Here is a 14,751-nt window from a genome sequence, read left to right on the forward strand (position 1 = left end):
GAACGCGGCAAGGGCTTCCGCTTCGCCCCCACCGGCAAACAGGAGTTCCTCGACCTCACCGCGATCGTGATCGCCCTGGAGTCGCTGGCCCTGCGCTGCTCGCCGCCCGCCGCCCGGACGTCAGCTGGCACCTGTTCAACGACGTCACCGCGGCGCTGGCGAGCTTCGTGGAGCGGTTCGCCCGCCCCCACCACCGCCGCGCGGTGTACCTGACGGTCAGCAGCGGCATCGCCCTGCGCACCGCCGACCTCGCCGAGCGCTCCGTCCCGGTCGACGCCCACGGCCTGCAGGGCGAGGTCGGCCACCTCCCGGCTGTCTCCACCGCGCCCGAGGCCGTCCGCTCGCTCACCTGCCCCTGCGGCGGGACCGGCCACGTCTCGGCGCTGGCCGCCGGGCCGGCCCTGCCGCACGTCGCGGCCGCCCTCGGCGTCGAGCGCCCCGAGGAGGTCCGCGAGGCGCTGTCCGGCCTGCTGCGCGCCGGGGACCCGGCCGCGCAGCGGCTGCTCGCCACCGTCGTGGAACCCGTCGCCGAGCTGGTGCGCACCCTGTGCTGCCTCGATCCCCGGATCGACCTCATCGGCATCGGCGGCGGCTACGCGGAGGGCCTCGGCGAGCCGTACCGGGCCGAACTCGTCCGCCGGGTCAGCGAGGTGCGCAGCTACGCCGACCGCGACCCCGACCGGGCCGCCGGCCTGCTGCGGCTCTGCCGGCCCGGCGAGGTGGACCCGATGGCGGGCGCCCTCGCACTCTCCCGCGGCGCGCTGACCGTCACCAAGCGCTGAACGCCGCCAAGCGCTGACCGTCGCCGAGCGCTGACCTCCCAACCGACACCGACCGACCGTTCCCTTCGATCCGACCGTCCCGGAAGGACCCCATGCCGGCCACGGCCACCCACCGCGCGATCGTCCGCCACGGCACCACCTGCCGCATCGAGGAGGTCCCCACCCCGGACCCCGGCGAGGGCGAACTCCTGCTCGCCCCCGAGTACGTGAGCCTCTGCGGCACCGACATCCAGATCCTGCGCCGCGACCGCGACGACCCGTCCCCCGTGGTGGGGCACGAGGGCGCCGCCCGGGTCGTCGCGGTCGGGCCCGGCGCCGAGGGCTTCGCCCCCGGTGACCGGGTGGTGGTCAACCCCACCCACCCCGGCGACCCGTCGTTCCTGCTCGGCCACAACGTGCCGGGCCTCTTCCAGCAGCGCGTCCTGATCGGCGCCTCGGCCGTCCGCGGCGGCCTGGTCGCCCACCTCCCCGAGGACCTCCCCGCCGCCCGCGCCACCCTGGTCGAGCCGTACGCCGTCGTCCGCTACGCGCTGTCCTGCCTGGCCACCTCGGCGCCCGACACCCTCGTCGTGCACGGCGACGGCCTGACCGGCAACCTCGCCGCCCTGCTCGCGCCCCGCTTCCTCTTCCCGACCGTCCGGGTCGTGGTGGTCCACCGCACGGAGGCCGGCCGCCGGTGGACCGGTGCCCACCTCCCGCACGCGGTGGGCGTCCTGGACACCGAGCCGCTGGACCGGTACGCGACCGGCAGGGTCGCGCTGCTCGTCACCACCCACCGCGGCGGCACCGTCCCCGCCGTCGAGGCCGCCCTCACCGCCCTCGGCGAGCGGCTGGTGGCCGTCCACCCGCTCGGCGGCGTCGCGCCGCTCGCCACCACCCCGCTGCTGCCCGGCGTCGACCTCGACGGAGTCCGCCGCGCCAACACCGGCGGCCCCTGGCCCCCGGCCCTGACCACCTTCACCCGGCCGGGCCTGAGCGTCACCCTCAGCGGCAACCGCGGGGTCACCAGCGCCCAACTGCTCGCCTCCGCCGAGGCGCTGCGCACCGACGGCTCCGCCGACCCGCTGCTCACCCATGTGCTGGAGCTGGAGCCCGGGGTCCGCCACCTCAACCGGATCATCGGCGACCGCACCCGCACCGTCGACGGCGAACTGGTCGTCCGCCTGGTCATCGACCTGGGCAACGGCCCCGCCCGGTAGAGCCGGCGGAGGTCCGCCCCCCCAGATGCCGCACAGTTGCCGGTCGCCGCACCCCCGGCGCGCGTACCGGCAACTGTGCGGAACCACAAGACGTGTACGGCGCACATCCATTGACCCGGAGTCAACGGTTCCGCAAGGATGCGCGACCATGACTACGCGCGTAAACCTCCTGTCAGGGCGGCTGCTCGCCCCGCTGCGGTGGGCCGCCCTGCTGTCGGTCCTGGTGTCGGTCGGCGTGTTCTTCGCCGGCGCCGGGCCGGCCCAGGCGGCGCCCGCCTGCGGGGTGCTCGCCACCGGCGCGGCGCCGCAGGCGACCGCCGCCGTCCGCTCCGCCTGCGACCAGATCGGCACCCCGTACTCGTGGGGCGGCGGCCACGGCTCCAAGCCCGGCCCGACGTACGGGCTCTGCGACTCCGCCAACGGCGCGCCGAACGACTGCAACGTCCGCGGCCTGGACTGCTCCGGCCTGGTCCGCTACGCCTACGCCCTGGCGGTCGGCGAGGACGTCATCAACGGCACCACCCGCACCCAGTGGCCGACCTCCCGCGCGGTCGCCCGCTACTACCGGGCGGACGGCACCGCACCGCTGCTCCCCGGCGACCTGGTGTACTTCGGCAACACCGCCTCCACCATCCACCACGTCGCGATGTACCTCGGGCAGGGCTGGATCGTCGAGGCCCCCTACTCCGGCGGCTACGTCCAGGTGGCGCCGCTCTCCTCGCACGGCGACTACTACGGCGCCATCCGGCTGTACGGCCCCGGCAGCACCACGACGCCGCCGACCACGCCGACCACGCCGACCACGCCCCCGTCGAACGGCGGCCAGTACTGGGTGGACACCCTCGCCAACGCCCCGGTGTACGGCTCCCCGACCTCCACCACCAGCACGGGCACGCTGTACCAGGGGACGAACTACGTCTTCTGCAAGGCCTGGGGCCGCGAGGTCTCCAACGGCGGCGGCTACAACCACTGGTGGCTGAAGACGGACCCGGACGTGGGCCCCGGCGGCCAGTGGGTGTCGGCGTACTACCTGTCCCGCTGGGGCAACGACACGGCCAAGGACAACAACGGCACCACCATCCCCGACTGCCCCGGCGGCGGCACCCCGCCCGCCACCGGCAAGTACTGGGTGGACACCTTCGCCAACGCGAGCGTCTACGCCTCGCCGACCTCCACCGGCGCCACCGGGACGCTGTACCAGGGCACGAACTACGTCTTCTGCAAGGCCTGGGGCCGCGAGGTCTCCAACGGCGGCGGCTACAACCACTGGTGGCTGAAGACCGACGCCGACGGCGGCCCGGCCGGCCAGTGGGTGTCCGCCTTCTACCTGTCCCGCTGGGGCAACGACACGGCCAAGGACAACAACGGCACCACCATCCCCGACTGCTGATCACGCGTGCCCTCCTCGCCGTCGGCGGCGAGGAGGGCACGCGACCGGGCCGAGGCGGGGTGTTCACGCCCCCGACCGGTCCGGCGGGTTTCAGTACCAGGCGGTGCAGTTGGTCGCGCCGGTGAGGTGGTTGTTCGCGCAGGCGCGCATCAGGAGCCCGGAGTCGTACCGAGAGGCGGTGTGGGTGTCCGAGCCGGACCGGACCTCCACGATGTCCAGTCGTTCGAAGGTCTTCCCGCCGTCGTAGGAGCGCTGGGTCCACACCCAGTCGCCGGGGGTCGCGTGGGTGATGCGGCCCCAGGCGCAGCGGGTGGTCGTGCTGTAGCGCAGCTCGATCCGGACGGTGCCGACGGAGGCGGTCCGGGCCGTGATCGGGCTGTCGAAGGTGCAGGTCCCCGCCAGCGATGCCGCCGAGGCCGGCGCGGCGGTGGCGCCGGTCGCGGTCGCGCCGGCGAACCCGGTGGCCAGGGCCACGCCCGCCACCAGGAGAGCGGCGCGCCGGGGAGCACGGGTGCGGGTGAGAAGCGCTCGCATCAGAGGTGTCCTTTCGTCTGCCCGGGGCCGTGCCCGGGCGTGGATCGGGTCGGCCGCGTCAGCTCGCCGCCCCGGGACGGGACGCGACCTCCGCGACGGGTACCAGCCTGGCCGGGCGATCTGCGGCAAGCCTGCAGGAGATCTGCAATCCGCTTGGCCACCAGGGGAGTTCGTGCCAACCTGGGCGAGTGGGGACGCGAGGGGGCGCGGTGGTGGAGTTCCGGTTGCTGGGTGGTGTCGAGGCAGTCCTCGACGGTCGGCCGATCGGCCTCGGGCACGCTCGGCAGCGGTGCGTACTGGCCGCTCTCCTGGTCCAGGTCAACCGTCCGCTCCCGGTCGACCGACTCGTCCACCTGGTGTGGGGTGACCGCCCTCCCCGGCGCGCCCGCGACACCCTCTACGGCTACCTGTCCCGCCTGCGCGGCGCCCTCGCCGGGAGCGGCGCCGGCCCGACGATCGTCCGCGGACCCGACGGCTACGTGCTGACCACGGACCCCTTGGACGTCGACCTGTACCGCTTCCGGGAGCTGGTCGACCGGGCACGCGCCACCGCCGACGACCAACGGTCCGCCGACCTGTTCGAGCAGGCGCTCGGGCTGTGGCACGGCGAGCCGTTCGGCACCTTGGAGTCGCCCTGGCTGGACACCCTGCGCCCGGCCCTGGCCCAGGAGCGGTTCGCCGCCGAACTGGACCGGACCGACGTCGCCCTGCGCCGTGGTCGTCACCTGGAGCAGCTGGCCGGGCTGCGGGAGCGGGCGGGGAGGCATCCCCTGGACGAGCGGCTGTGCGGGCAGCTGATGCTCGCCCTGTACCGCTGCGGGCGGGTGGCGGAAGCCCTGGACCACTACCGGTTCGCCCGGGAGCAGCTCGCCGACGACCTGGGCATCGACCCCGGCGCCCCGCTGCGGCGACTGCACCAGCGGATCCTGGAGGCCGACCCGGAGCTGGCCCCGGACACCCCCGGTCCCGGCCCCCGCGCTCCTGGGCCGCGGCCCGCCACCCCCAGCCAACTGCCGCTGTCGGTACGACGCCTGGCGGGCCGTGCCCGCGAGCTGGCGGCGCTGGACCGGCACCTCGACGCCACCGGTCGGGACGGGGCGGCAACGGCCGTCGCGTCGATCGCCGGCGGCGCGGGCATCGGCAAGACCACGCTCGCCCTGTCCTGGGCCCGGCAGGTCCGCGAGCACTTCCCGGACGGGCAGTTGTACGTGAACCTGCGCGGCTTCGACCCCAGCGGTACGCCGATGCCTCCGGAGGAGGCCCTACGGAGCCTGCTGGAGGGGCTGGACGTCCCCGCCGAGCGCATCCCGGCCACCGCGGCCGCCCAGGGCGGGCTGTACCGGACCCTGGTCGCGGACCGACGCCTGCTGCTCGTCCTGGACAACGCCCGCGACGCGGACCAGGTCAGACCGCTGCTGCCCGGCACCACGAGGTGTCTGGTCATCGTGACCAGCCGACGGCAGCTGCCCGGGCTGCTCGTCGACGGGTACGTCCGGCAGCTCACCCTCGGCCTGCTGGACGCGGACGAGGCGCGGGAACTGCTGGGGGGCCTGCTCGGCCCGGAGCGCGTCGCCGCCGAGCCGGAGGCGGTGGCCGCCGTGGTCGAACGGTGCGCCCGGCTGCCGCTGGCCCTGAGCATCGCCGCCGCCCGCGCGGCCACCGACGCGCACCTGCCGCTGGCGGCTCTGGCCGAGGATCTGGCGCAGGAACGGCACCGGATCGCGGCGCTGTCCACCGGGGACGGCCGCCACACCGACCTGGCCGCGGTCTTCTCCTGGTCCTACCAGGCGCTGTCCCCGGCGTCCGCACGACTGTTCCGCCTGCTCGGGCTCCACCCCGGCCCCGACGTCGGCGCACCGGCCGCCGCGGCGATCGCCGGCCTGCCGGAGCACGGCGCCCGGGCGGCGCTCGCCGAACTGACCGGCGCCAACCTGCTGCACCAGCACGCCCCGGGCCGCTACGAGTTCCATGACCTGCTGCGCGCCTACGCCGCCGAACGCGCCCTCGCCGAGGACGCGGAGCAGGACCGGCACGCGGCCCTCGGGCGGGTCCTCGACCACTACCTGCACACCGCCTGCGCGGCCGACCGTCTGCTGGATCCGCACCGCGACCCGATCGCGCTCCACCCGCCCCGCGTGGCCCCCGAGCGGCTGACCGACCAGCGGGAGGCCCAGGCGTGGTTCGCCGCGCGGTCGGCCGTGCTGCTCGACGCCGTCCGGCAGGCCGCGCAGTCCGGTTTCGACGGCCACGCCTGGCGGCTGGCCTGGTCGATGGCCACCTACCTGCAGCGGGTGGGCCACTGGCGGGCCTGGGTGGCCGGCGCCCGGACTGCCCTGGAGTCGGCCGGCCGCGCCGGGGATCCGGCGGGGCGGGCACACAGCCATCACGGCCTCGGCCTCGCGCTGGCCTGGACCGGCCGCACCGACGAGGCACGGGCGCAGCTCGACCTGGCACTGGAGCTGTACGCGGCGCTGGGCGACGACACCGGCCTGGCGCACACCCACCGCACCGTCGCCTTCGTCCTGCAGCGGGCCGGCGAGCACCGCGGGGCGCTCGACCACGCCGAACGGACCCTGTCCCACTACCGGGCGGCCGGGCACCGGGCGGGGCAGGCCAGCGCCCACAACGCGATCGGCTGGTACCGGGCCCAGCTGGGTGACCACGACGGCGCGCTGGCGGACTGCGAACGGGCCCTGACGCTGTTCCAGGAGGTCGGCAACCGCACCGGCCAGGCCTACACCTGGGACAGCCTGGGCTTCGTCCACCTGGGCTCGGGACGGCCCGGCGAGGCGGTCCGCTGCTACGAGCAGGCCCTCGGCCACTTCCGCTACCTGGGCGACCACTCCGGCACGGCGGACACCCTCACCGCCCTCGCCGAGGCCTGGCAGGCCCTGGGCGACCTGGAGCGGGCCCGGTCGGACTGCCGTGAGGCACTCGCGCTCAAGCGGGAGCACGGCCTTCCGGGCGTCGACCGGGTACGCGACCTCCTCGCCGGACTCTCCGTGCCCGTGCCGCCCCGGTGAGGCGGCGTCCGGGGCCGGGGCGAGCCCCGCTCCTCCCGGGGCGCCTCTCCCGGGGCCCGGTCGCGCGGACCGGTCAGGAGTCGCGCGGACCGATCAGGATTCGAGAAGCGCCCCGCCGGGGTGCGCGCCTAGCGTTGCCGTCATGAGCGACCTCACCATCCACTGGACCTTCCTCCCGCACACCGACCCCGAGGCCTCCCTGGCCTTCTACCGCGACCTGCTCGGCTTCGAGGTGCGCAGCGACGTCGGCGGCGGCCCGATGCGCTGGATCACCGTCGGCCCCGTCGGCCAGCCCGACGTCTCCCTGGTGCTGGAGCCGGCCTCCGCCGACCCGGGCCGTACCGAGGAGGAGCAGCGGACCATCGCCGAGATGATGGCCAAGGGCACCTACGCCCGGCTGGTCCTGGGCACCCGCGACCTGGACGGCGTCTTCGACCGGCTGAAGTCCGGCGGCGCCGAGCTGGTCCAGGAGCCGACCCGGCAGCCGTACGGCGTCCGCGACTGCGCGTTCCGCGACCCGGCGGGCAACATGGTCCGGTTCAACGAGCTGGGCTGAGCCGACCTGACCGGGCCGGGCCCGCCCCGCCCGCCGCCGTCGGCCGCACCCGAAAACCGTTCGATCCCGGCCGGATCGATGGTTGGATCGAGGGGTTCGAGCACACCGACGGCGGCCGCGGGGCGGGCCCGCCCGGCCCGTCCCCCCGAGACCGCCGAGAGCCAGGGAGCGAAGAGAACGATGCCCAAGCGGACGGACGCGCAGCCGCACGTCGCCGACAGCCACGACCTGATCCGCGTGCACGGCGCACGCGAGAACAACCTCAAGGACGTCAGCGTCGACATCCCCAAGCGCCGGTTGACGGTGTTCACCGGGGTGTCCGGCTCGGGCAAGAGCTCGCTGGTCTTCGACACCGTCGCCGCCGAGTCCCAGCGGCTGATCAACGAGACCTACAGCGCCTTCGTCCAGGGCTTCATGCCCACGCTGGCCCGCCCCGAGGTGGACGTCCTCGAAGGCCTGACCACGGCGATCATCGTCGACCAGCAGCGGATGGGCGCCGACCCGCGCTCCACCGTCGGTACCGCCACCGACGCCAACGCGATGCTGCGCATCCTGTTCAGCCGCCTCGGCACCCCGCACATCGGCTCCCCCAAGGCCTTCTCCTTCAACGTCCCCTCGATCAGCGGCGCCGGCGCCGTCACCCTGGAGCGGGCCGGCAAGACGGTCAAGGAGCGGCGCAGCTTCAGCATCACCGGCGGCATGTGCCCGCGCTGCGAGGGCCGCGGCACCGTCTCCGACATCGACCTCACCCAGCTGTACGACGACAGCAAGTCGATCTCCGAGGGCGCGATCACCATCCCCGGCTGGAAGACCGACAGCTGGTGGACGGTCGGCGTGTACGCCAACTCGGGCTTCCTGGACCCGGACAAGCCGATCCGCGAGTACACGGAGAAGGAGCTGCAGGACTTCCTCTACCGGGAGCCGACCAAGGTCAAGGTCAACGGCGTCAACCTCACCTACGAGGGCCTGGTCCCCAAGATCCAGAAGTCCATGCTCGCCAAGGACAAGGAGGCCCTGCAGCCGCACATCCGGGCCTTCGTGGAGCGGGCCGTGACCTTCACCGCCTGCCCCGACTGCGGGGGCACCCGGCTCAGCGAGGCGGCCCGTTCCTCGAAGATCGCGGGCATCAGCATCGCCGACGCCTGCGCGATGCAGATCAGCGACCTCGCCGACTGGGTCCGCGGCCTGGACGAGCCCTCGGTGGCCCCGCTGCTCGGCACGCTCCGGCAGACCCTCGACTCCTTCGTGGAGATCGGTCTCGGCTACCTCTCGCTCGACCGCCCCTCCGGCACCCTCTCCGGCGGCGAGGCCCAGCGGGTCAAGATGATCCGCCACCTCGGCTCCTCGCTCACCGACACCACGTACGTCTTCGACGAGCCCACCACCGGCCTGCACCCGCACGACATCGACCGGATGAACCGGCTGCTGCTGCGCCTGCGCGACAAGGGCAACACGGTGCTGGTGGTGGAGCACAAGCCGCAGACCATCGCGATCGCCGACCACGTGGTCGACCTCGGCCCCGGGGCCGGTGCGGCGGGCGGCACGGTCTGCTACGAGGGCGACGTGGCGGGGCTGCGCACCAGCGGCACGGTGACCGGCCGCCACCTGTCCGACCGGACGGCGCTGCGGGACACCGTACGGAAGCCCACCGGCGCGCTGGAGATCCGCGGCGCGAGCACCCACAACCTGCGGGACGTGGACGTGGACGTCCCGCTCGGGGTGCTCACCGTGGTCACCGGGGTGGCGGGCTCCGGCAAGAGCTCGCTGATCCACGGCTCGCTGGGTCGACGGTCCGGGGCGGCGGACGAGGGCGTGGTCTCCGTCGACCAGGGCGCGATCAAGGGCTCCCGGCGCAGCAACCCGGCCACCTACACCGGGCTGCTGGAGCCGATCCGCAAGGCCTTCGCCAAGGCCAACGGCGTGAAGCCGGCCCTGTTCAGCGCCAACTCCGAGGGCGCCTGCCCGACCTGCAACGGCGCCGGGGTGGTCTACACCGACCTGGCGATGATGGCCGGGGTGGCCACCACCTGCGAGGACTGCGAGGGCAAGCGGTACCAGCCGGCGGTGCTGGAGTACCACCTGGGCGGGCGGGACATCGCCGAGGTGCTGGCGATGTCGGTGACGGAGGCGGAGGAGTTCTTCGGCTCGGGCGAGGCGAAGCTCCCGGCCGCGCACCGCGTCCTGGAGCGGCTCGCCGACGTCGGGCTCGGGTACCTGAGCCTGGGGCAGCCGCTGACCACGCTGTCCGGCGGCGAGCGGCAGCGGCTCAAGCTGGCCACCCACATGGCGGACAAGGGCGGCGTCTACGTGCTGGACGAGCCGACCACGGGGCTGCACCTGGCGGACGTCGAGCAGCTGCTCGGGCTGCTGGACCGGCTGGTCGAGTCCGGCAAGTCGGTGATCGTGATCGAGCACCACCCGGCGGTGATGGCGCACGCCGACTGGATCATCGACCTCGGCCCGGGGGCCGGCCACGACGGCGGGCGGGTGGTCTTCGAGGGCACCCCGGCCGAGCTGGTCGCCGCCCGGTCCACGCTGACCGGCGAGGCGCTGGCCCAGTACCTGGGCTAAGCCTGGCCGGGTCCTACCCGGGCGGACGGGGCCGGTCAGTCCAGCGGGAGGGCCATCTCCAGGATCCGCGCCGACTCGTCCAGCACGTACGGCGTCGACTCCCCCGTGTAGGCGAACCCGCGCCGCCGGTAGAAGGCGGCGGCGCGGGGGTTCGCCTCGTGCACCCCGAGCAGCATCCGCCCGGCGCCCCGGACCCGCGCCCAGGAGAGCACCGCGTCCAGCAGGGCGTCGGCGACGCCGCGCTCGCGGCCGCGGTGCGCCGGGTCCACCCAGACCCCGATCAGGTCGAGCGCGCGGGCGTGCGTCCGGTTCGGGACGGACAGCATGGTGCCGACCCACTCCCCCGCGGCGTCCACCGCGACCAGGCCGAGCTTGTCGGGCTCGTTGACCCAGTCGCACCGGGCCCGCCAGTTGCCCTCGCCCTGGTGGCGCGCGTACTCGTGGGTCTCGCCGAACGCCAGTGGCGTGTCGAGGAGTTGGGCCAGCCGCACTGCCCGCAGGCGCTGCCAGTCGCCCCGCCCGATCCGCTCGACCCGGTACTCCATGCTCTCCCCCGTCGCACGACGCCGCCTCCGCCGCCGGTGATCACCGGTGGCGGAGGCAGCGTAGCCGGTGGCCCGGTCACGGCTTGATCCGGACCACCTGCGGGTCGTGGTCGCTGGCCTGCTGGGCGAACTCGGCGTTGATGTGCACCACGTCGTACTTGGCGTAGCCGACCTCGGGGCTGACCAGGATGTGGTCCAGCACCTGCGAGTTGCCCTGGTAGACGTACGAGTACTGCTCGGTCTCCGGCAGCTCGTTCACCAGGTCGCGCAGCACGCCGTCCTTGGTGAGCGCGGCGAGCGCGGGCGAGAACTGGTAGTCGTTGAAGTCGCCGAGGGAGACGATCCGGGCCTCCTTGTCGGCGGCCAGCAGCCGGGCGACGAAGGCCTGCTCGACGGTGGCCTGCTTGGTGCGCTGCACCTCGGAGCCGCGGGTCGGCTGCTGGAACCGGCTGTCGATGCCCTGGTCGCCGCCCTTGCTGTTGAAGTGGTTGGCGATCACGAAGACCTTCTGGCCGCGGAAGGAGAACTGGCCGACCAGCGGCTTGCGGCTGTTGGTCCAGGCCTCGTCGGCCGGCTCGATCCGGCCGGGCGAGGCGGTCAGCGCGGCGCCCGCGCCGGTGCCGGTCACGCCGACGGCGGTGGTGGCGCCGCCGCCGGGGATGTCGGTGAAGGACACCCGCTGCGGGTTGAAGAGGAAGACCTGGCGGATGTTGCCGCCGGGCTCGCCGCCGTCCTTGCCGTCCTGCGGGTCGACCGAGCGCCAGTCGTAGGCCGGGCCGCCGGCCGCCTTGATCGCGGCGACGAACTTGGCGACGGTCTGGCTCGCGTCCACCGTGCCGTCGTTCTTGGCGCCGTTGTTGTCCTGGATCTCCTCCAGGGCGACGATGTCGGGCGAGCGCAGGTTGGTGACGACGCCCTGGGCCAGCTCGGCGAACTTGGCGTCCGGGTTGCCCGGGGCCAGGTTCTCCACGTTGTAGGTGGCGATGGTGAGTTCGCGGTCGTTCGGCTTCGCGGTGACCTCGCGCTGGAGGTGGTTGTCCTTCAGCGTGCCCAGGGTGCCGGCGACCAGGGTGTAGCCGCCGAAGTTGTTGTAGTCCAGCGGGCCGCTGGTGGTGCCGGTCAGCTCGTCGCCGACGTTGGCCACCGGGAAGGGCTGCTGGGCGGCCGCGGCCTGCTGCTGGACCATCAGGCGGCCGACGTTGGGCTCGCGGTAGGACTCGTACAGCACGCCGCCGCGCTTGCTGCGCTGGTCCTGGCGGTCGGCGGCGACCCACAGCTCGTTGTACTTGTCGGTCGCCTGGATCACCCGGACGTCCTGGACCTGGACGAGCATGCCCTCCAGGGACTCGTAGAAGTCCAGGGTGTACTTCTCCGGGTCGAGCTCCACGCCGTCGATCGAGCCGTCCGGGCCGGCCGCCGGGGCGTACCTGCCGGGGATGTTGCGGGTGTCCACGACCACCGCGGCGGGCAGCGGGTTGCCGGCCGACAGGACGGTGACGCCCGGGGCGGAGATCTCGGTCAGGGACTGCGAGCCGCCGTTGAAGTTCGGGTAGTACTCGGTGACCTTGCCGCTCACCAGCACCGAGTCGCCGACCTTCACGGTCGGGTTGCCGCCGGTGAAGACGAAGACGCCCTCGCTGGTGGCCGGGTCGGCGTCCGGGTTCGGGTCCTGGATCCAGAAGCCCTTGGCACTGCCGTACGCGCGCACGCCGGTGACGATGCCGGGCACGCCGGTGACGGGCTTTCCGGCCTGCGGGGATATCCGGGTGCCGCCCTGGATGTCGTGGATCCGCAGCGGGCCGGCCTCGGTGGGGGCCGGGGTCGCGGGCGCGGCGGCGGTGGCCGCCGGCAGCGGGACGAGCACCAGCGAGGCGGCCAGCGAGGCCGGGATCAGGGCGGCGCGCAGCAGGGCTCTGCGGGGGCGGGGCGTGGGGGCGGTGGTCACCGGGGCTGGACTCCTAGCTCCGCCGTGCGGCACTGGCGTGGCACGGCGGTCCGGGCGGAGGCGCGCTGCGGGCGCGCACTACTCGCGTAGAGAAGAAGCGGGGGGAACGGACGCCCGCCCCCCGCGGCGGCCCCTAAGATACGCGCGTAGAAAATGCCCCGACAAGACCCTGACGGTGAACTGTCGGTTCCCGGGAGATGACCTGAGTCACGGTCAGCCCCGGCGGCTCACAGGCCGCGGCCGGCCGACACCCAGGAAGCCTCGATCCGCTCCACCACCAGCTCGCACAGCTCGTGGGTGCGCAGCGCGTCGTGGGCGTCCAGCGTCTGCCCGGCGCGGACGGCCGCCAGGAAGGCCAGCACGCACTGCTCGATGCCGCGCTGACGGGCCACCGGCACCCAGTCGCCGCGGCGGCGGACGGTCGGCTGGCCGCGGTGGTCGACCACCTCGGCCAGGTTGCGCACCTCGCGCTTGGAGTCGCCGCCGGAGACCTCCAGCACCTCCTCGGTGGAGCCGGAGACCCGGTTCATGATGCCCAGCGCGGTGAACCCGGCCCCGCCGAGGGTGAGCACCACGTGCTCGACCAGCCCGTCCCGGGTGCGGGCCCGGACGTCCACGTGCTCGATCTCGCCGGGCGCCAGGAAGCGCAGCAGGTCCACGACGTGGATGAAGTCGTCGTACACCAGGGTGCGGGCGGTCTCGGGCAGGCCCTCGCGGTTCTTCTGCAGCACGATCAGGTCGCGCGGGCGCTCCTTGGCCTGGGCGTAGCCGGGCGCGTGGCGGCGGTTGAAGCCGACCATCAGCGAGCGGCCGGTGCGGTCGGCGAGGTCGACCAGCCGACGGGCGCCGTCCAGGGTGTAGTCGAGCGGCTTGTCGACGTACACGTCCACACCCGCCGTCAGCAGCTGCTCCACGATCGGGACGTGCTGGTCGGTGGCGGCGTGCACGAAGGCGGCGCGGATGCCGCTCCCGATCAGCTCCCCGAGATCGGTGAACCGGTGCTCGGGGGCGATCCGGTGGGCGTCCCCGATCCGGTCCAGCTTCGCCGCGTCCCGGGTCATCAGCCGCAGGTCGAGCCCGGGCAGCGCGGTGAGCACCGGCAGGTAGGCCTTCTGCGCGATGTCCCCGAGCCCGATCACCCCGACCGGAAGCAGGCCGTCAGGGGCAGGGGTCGCATTCATCGGGTTCTCCACGGGCAGGCCGACAGTTCGCCCCCACCCTACGCACCGCCTCCCCCGCGCCACCAACCCGTCCCGCCCCGGCCCGCGGGCGGGACGGCGCGCTCAGGCGCGGGCGGGGCGCCCGGACTACCCGACAGCGGGTCAGCCGGCGTTTCGGACGGCCGGGCGGGCGGCCAGCAGGGCCTCGGCGATGCTCCGGGCCCGCCAGGCCGCGTCCGGGGTGCCCTCGCGCAGCGCGGTGACGATCGCGCCGTCCATCAGCAGCGCGAACTGCCGCGCCCGCTGCCCGGGTTCGGGCACGCCCGCGTCCAGCATGAGCCCCTCGACCAGCTCGATCACCCGGGTCTTGTGCAGGGCCGCCATCCCGCGGGCCGGGCTGGCCCGATCGGCGATCTCGGTCATCGTGTTGATCGCCACGCAGCCGCGGTAGTCCTGCGCCGAGAACCGCTCGGCCAGCGCGTCGAAGACGTGCAGCGGGTGGCCGCCGTGGGCCGCGACCCGCTCGGCGAGCCACGCCCGCCAGCGGGCGTCGCGGCCCTCCAGGACGGCGGTGACCAGCGCCTCCTTGCCGGCGAAGTGCCGGTAGAAGGAGGCCCGGCCCACCCCGGACTCGGAAAGGATGCGCTCCACGCCGACCGCGCGGATCCCGTGGGCGTAGAAGAGGGACTCGGCCGTGCTCAGCAGGCGCGCCCGTGCGTTGACTGCCATGCGGAGATCCTAACCACCCTTGACGCCAAACGGTACCGATCGGTACCGTCCTCCAGTCGGTACCGGTCGGTACCGTTTCGAAGGCACCAAGGCACCACCCGCGGCCGGGCTTCCGGCCGCCCCACGACCAGCGGCTGCACGGCCGCCCGGGTCGGGACGCCACGCCGGCAGCACCACGGCGCGGCCGCCCGGCCCGGGACGCCGAGCGGCCGCTCGACCACTCTGGCCGTTCACCACCGACGGCGCCCCGACGCGGCGGGAGCCGAAGGTCGAGTCGAAGCCCTGGACGCGCGGCTTCATCAGCGAGCCGTCGGTCC

At 74.1% G+C, this 14,751-nt stretch carries 11 protein-coding genes and 1 pseudogene; 7 read left to right on the top strand and 5 right to left on the bottom strand.

Annotation, left to right across the window (positions count from 1 at the left end):
* The 4 genes and pseudogenes from ABZW03_RS23780 to ABZW03_RS23795 all read left to right on the top strand — a co-directional run.
* A pseudogene (locus tag ABZW03_RS23780) lies at window positions 1-213 on the top strand (hypothetical protein); the annotation flags it as partial.
* Window positions 168-782: an ROK family protein gene (locus ABZW03_RS23785; RefSeq protein ID WP_355261708.1), complete on the top strand. Its 615-nt coding sequence runs from the start codon at window positions 168-170 to the stop codon at window positions 780-782. The pseudogene ABZW03_RS23780 and the gene ABZW03_RS23785, both read left to right, overlap by 46 nt.
* 92 nt (window positions 783-874) lie before the next feature.
* On the top strand, window positions 875-1,981 hold the full coding sequence (locus ABZW03_RS23790; RefSeq protein WP_355261711.1) for an alcohol dehydrogenase catalytic domain-containing protein: 1,107 nt from the start codon (window positions 875-877) through the stop codon (window positions 1,979-1,981).
* Window positions 1,982-2,129: 148 nt separating this feature from the next.
* Window positions 2,130-3,371, top strand: coding sequence for a C40 family peptidase (locus ABZW03_RS23795; protein WP_355261714.1), 1,242 nt, complete (start codon window positions 2,130-2,132; stop codon window positions 3,369-3,371).
* Between the two features lie 90 nt (window positions 3,372-3,461).
* Here ABZW03_RS23795 and ABZW03_RS23800 read toward each other — a convergent pair whose 3' ends face one another.
* Window positions 3,462-3,905, bottom strand: a complete 444-nt coding sequence (locus ABZW03_RS23800) for a DUF2690 domain-containing protein (protein WP_355261717.1) — start codon at window positions 3,903-3,905, stop codon at window positions 3,462-3,464.
* A 188-nt stretch (window positions 3,906-4,093) separates the two neighbouring features.
* Between ABZW03_RS23800 and ABZW03_RS23805 the strand changes: the two genes are divergently transcribed.
* From ABZW03_RS23805 to ABZW03_RS23815, 3 genes are all read left to right on the top strand, one after another.
* Window positions 4,094-6,928: a BTAD domain-containing putative transcriptional regulator gene (locus ABZW03_RS23805; RefSeq protein WP_355261720.1), complete on the top strand. Its 2,835-nt coding sequence runs from the start codon at window positions 4,094-4,096 to the stop codon at window positions 6,926-6,928.
* A gap of 142 nt (window positions 6,929-7,070) precedes the next feature.
* Window positions 7,071-7,484 (top strand): VOC family protein, encoded by a 414-nt coding sequence (locus ABZW03_RS23810; RefSeq protein WP_355261723.1) that lies wholly within the window; start codon window positions 7,071-7,073, stop codon window positions 7,482-7,484.
* Between the two features lie 180 nt (window positions 7,485-7,664).
* Window positions 7,665-10,055 carry an excinuclease ABC subunit UvrA gene (locus ABZW03_RS23815; protein WP_355261726.1) on the top strand — a complete coding sequence of 797 codons (2,391 nt, stop codon included), beginning with the start codon at window positions 7,665-7,667 and terminating at the stop codon, window positions 10,053-10,055.
* A gap of 35 nt (window positions 10,056-10,090) precedes the next feature.
* Here ABZW03_RS23815 and ABZW03_RS23820 read toward each other — a convergent pair whose 3' ends face one another.
* The 4 genes from ABZW03_RS23820 to ABZW03_RS23835 all read right to left on the bottom strand — a co-directional run bounded on the left by ABZW03_RS23820 (window position 10,091) and on the right by ABZW03_RS23835 (window position 14,434).
* Window positions 10,091-10,600, bottom strand: a complete 510-nt coding sequence (locus ABZW03_RS23820) for a GNAT family N-acetyltransferase (RefSeq protein ID WP_355261729.1) — start codon at window positions 10,598-10,600, stop codon at window positions 10,091-10,093.
* A 76-nt stretch (window positions 10,601-10,676) separates the two neighbouring features.
* On the bottom strand, window positions 10,677-12,545 hold the full coding sequence (locus ABZW03_RS23825; protein WP_355261732.1) for an endonuclease/exonuclease/phosphatase family protein: 1,869 nt from the start codon (window positions 12,543-12,545) through the stop codon (window positions 10,677-10,679).
* Between the two features lie 227 nt (window positions 12,546-12,772).
* Window positions 12,773-13,726 (bottom strand): Gfo/Idh/MocA family oxidoreductase, encoded by a 954-nt coding sequence (locus ABZW03_RS23830; protein WP_355261735.1) that lies wholly within the window; start codon window positions 13,724-13,726, stop codon window positions 12,773-12,775.
* A 141-nt stretch (window positions 13,727-13,867) separates the two neighbouring features.
* Window positions 13,868-14,434 carry a TetR/AcrR family transcriptional regulator gene (locus ABZW03_RS23835; RefSeq protein ID WP_355261738.1) on the bottom strand — a complete coding sequence of 189 codons (567 nt, stop codon included), beginning with the start codon at window positions 14,432-14,434 and terminating at the stop codon, window positions 13,868-13,870.
* Between the last annotated feature and the right edge of the window lie 317 nt (window positions 14,435-14,751).

The organism is Kitasatospora sp. NPDC004799, assembly GCF_040609095.1.
Lineage (GTDB): Bacteria > Actinomycetota > Actinomycetes > Streptomycetales > Streptomycetaceae > Kitasatospora.

Bases quoted from the DNA above. Each gene is read 5' to 3' on its own strand.
- ABZW03_RS23790 (WP_355261711.1), top strand. From the start codon at position 875: ATGCCGGCCACGGCCACCCACCGCGCGATCGTCCGCCACGGCACCACC.
- ABZW03_RS23795 (WP_355261714.1), top strand. From the start codon at position 2,130: ATGACTACGCGCGTAAACCTCCTGTCAGGGCGGCTGCTCGCCCCGCTG.
- ABZW03_RS23800 (WP_355261717.1), bottom strand. From the start codon at position 3,905: ATGCGAGCGCTTCTCACCCGCACCCGTGCTCCCCGGCGCGCCGCTCTC.
- ABZW03_RS23810 (WP_355261723.1), top strand. From the start codon at position 7,071: ATGAGCGACCTCACCATCCACTGGACCTTCCTCCCGCACACCGACCCC.
- ABZW03_RS23815 (WP_355261726.1), top strand. From the start codon at position 7,665: ATGCCCAAGCGGACGGACGCGCAGCCGCACGTCGCCGACAGCCACGAC.
- ABZW03_RS23820 (WP_355261729.1), bottom strand. From the start codon at position 10,600: ATGGAGTACCGGGTCGAGCGGATCGGGCGGGGCGACTGGCAGCGCCTG.
- ABZW03_RS23830 (WP_355261735.1), bottom strand. From the start codon at position 13,726: ATGAATGCGACCCCTGCCCCTGACGGCCTGCTTCCGGTCGGGGTGATC.
- ABZW03_RS23835 (WP_355261738.1), bottom strand. From the start codon at position 14,434: ATGGCAGTCAACGCACGGGCGCGCCTGCTGAGCACGGCCGAGTCCCTC.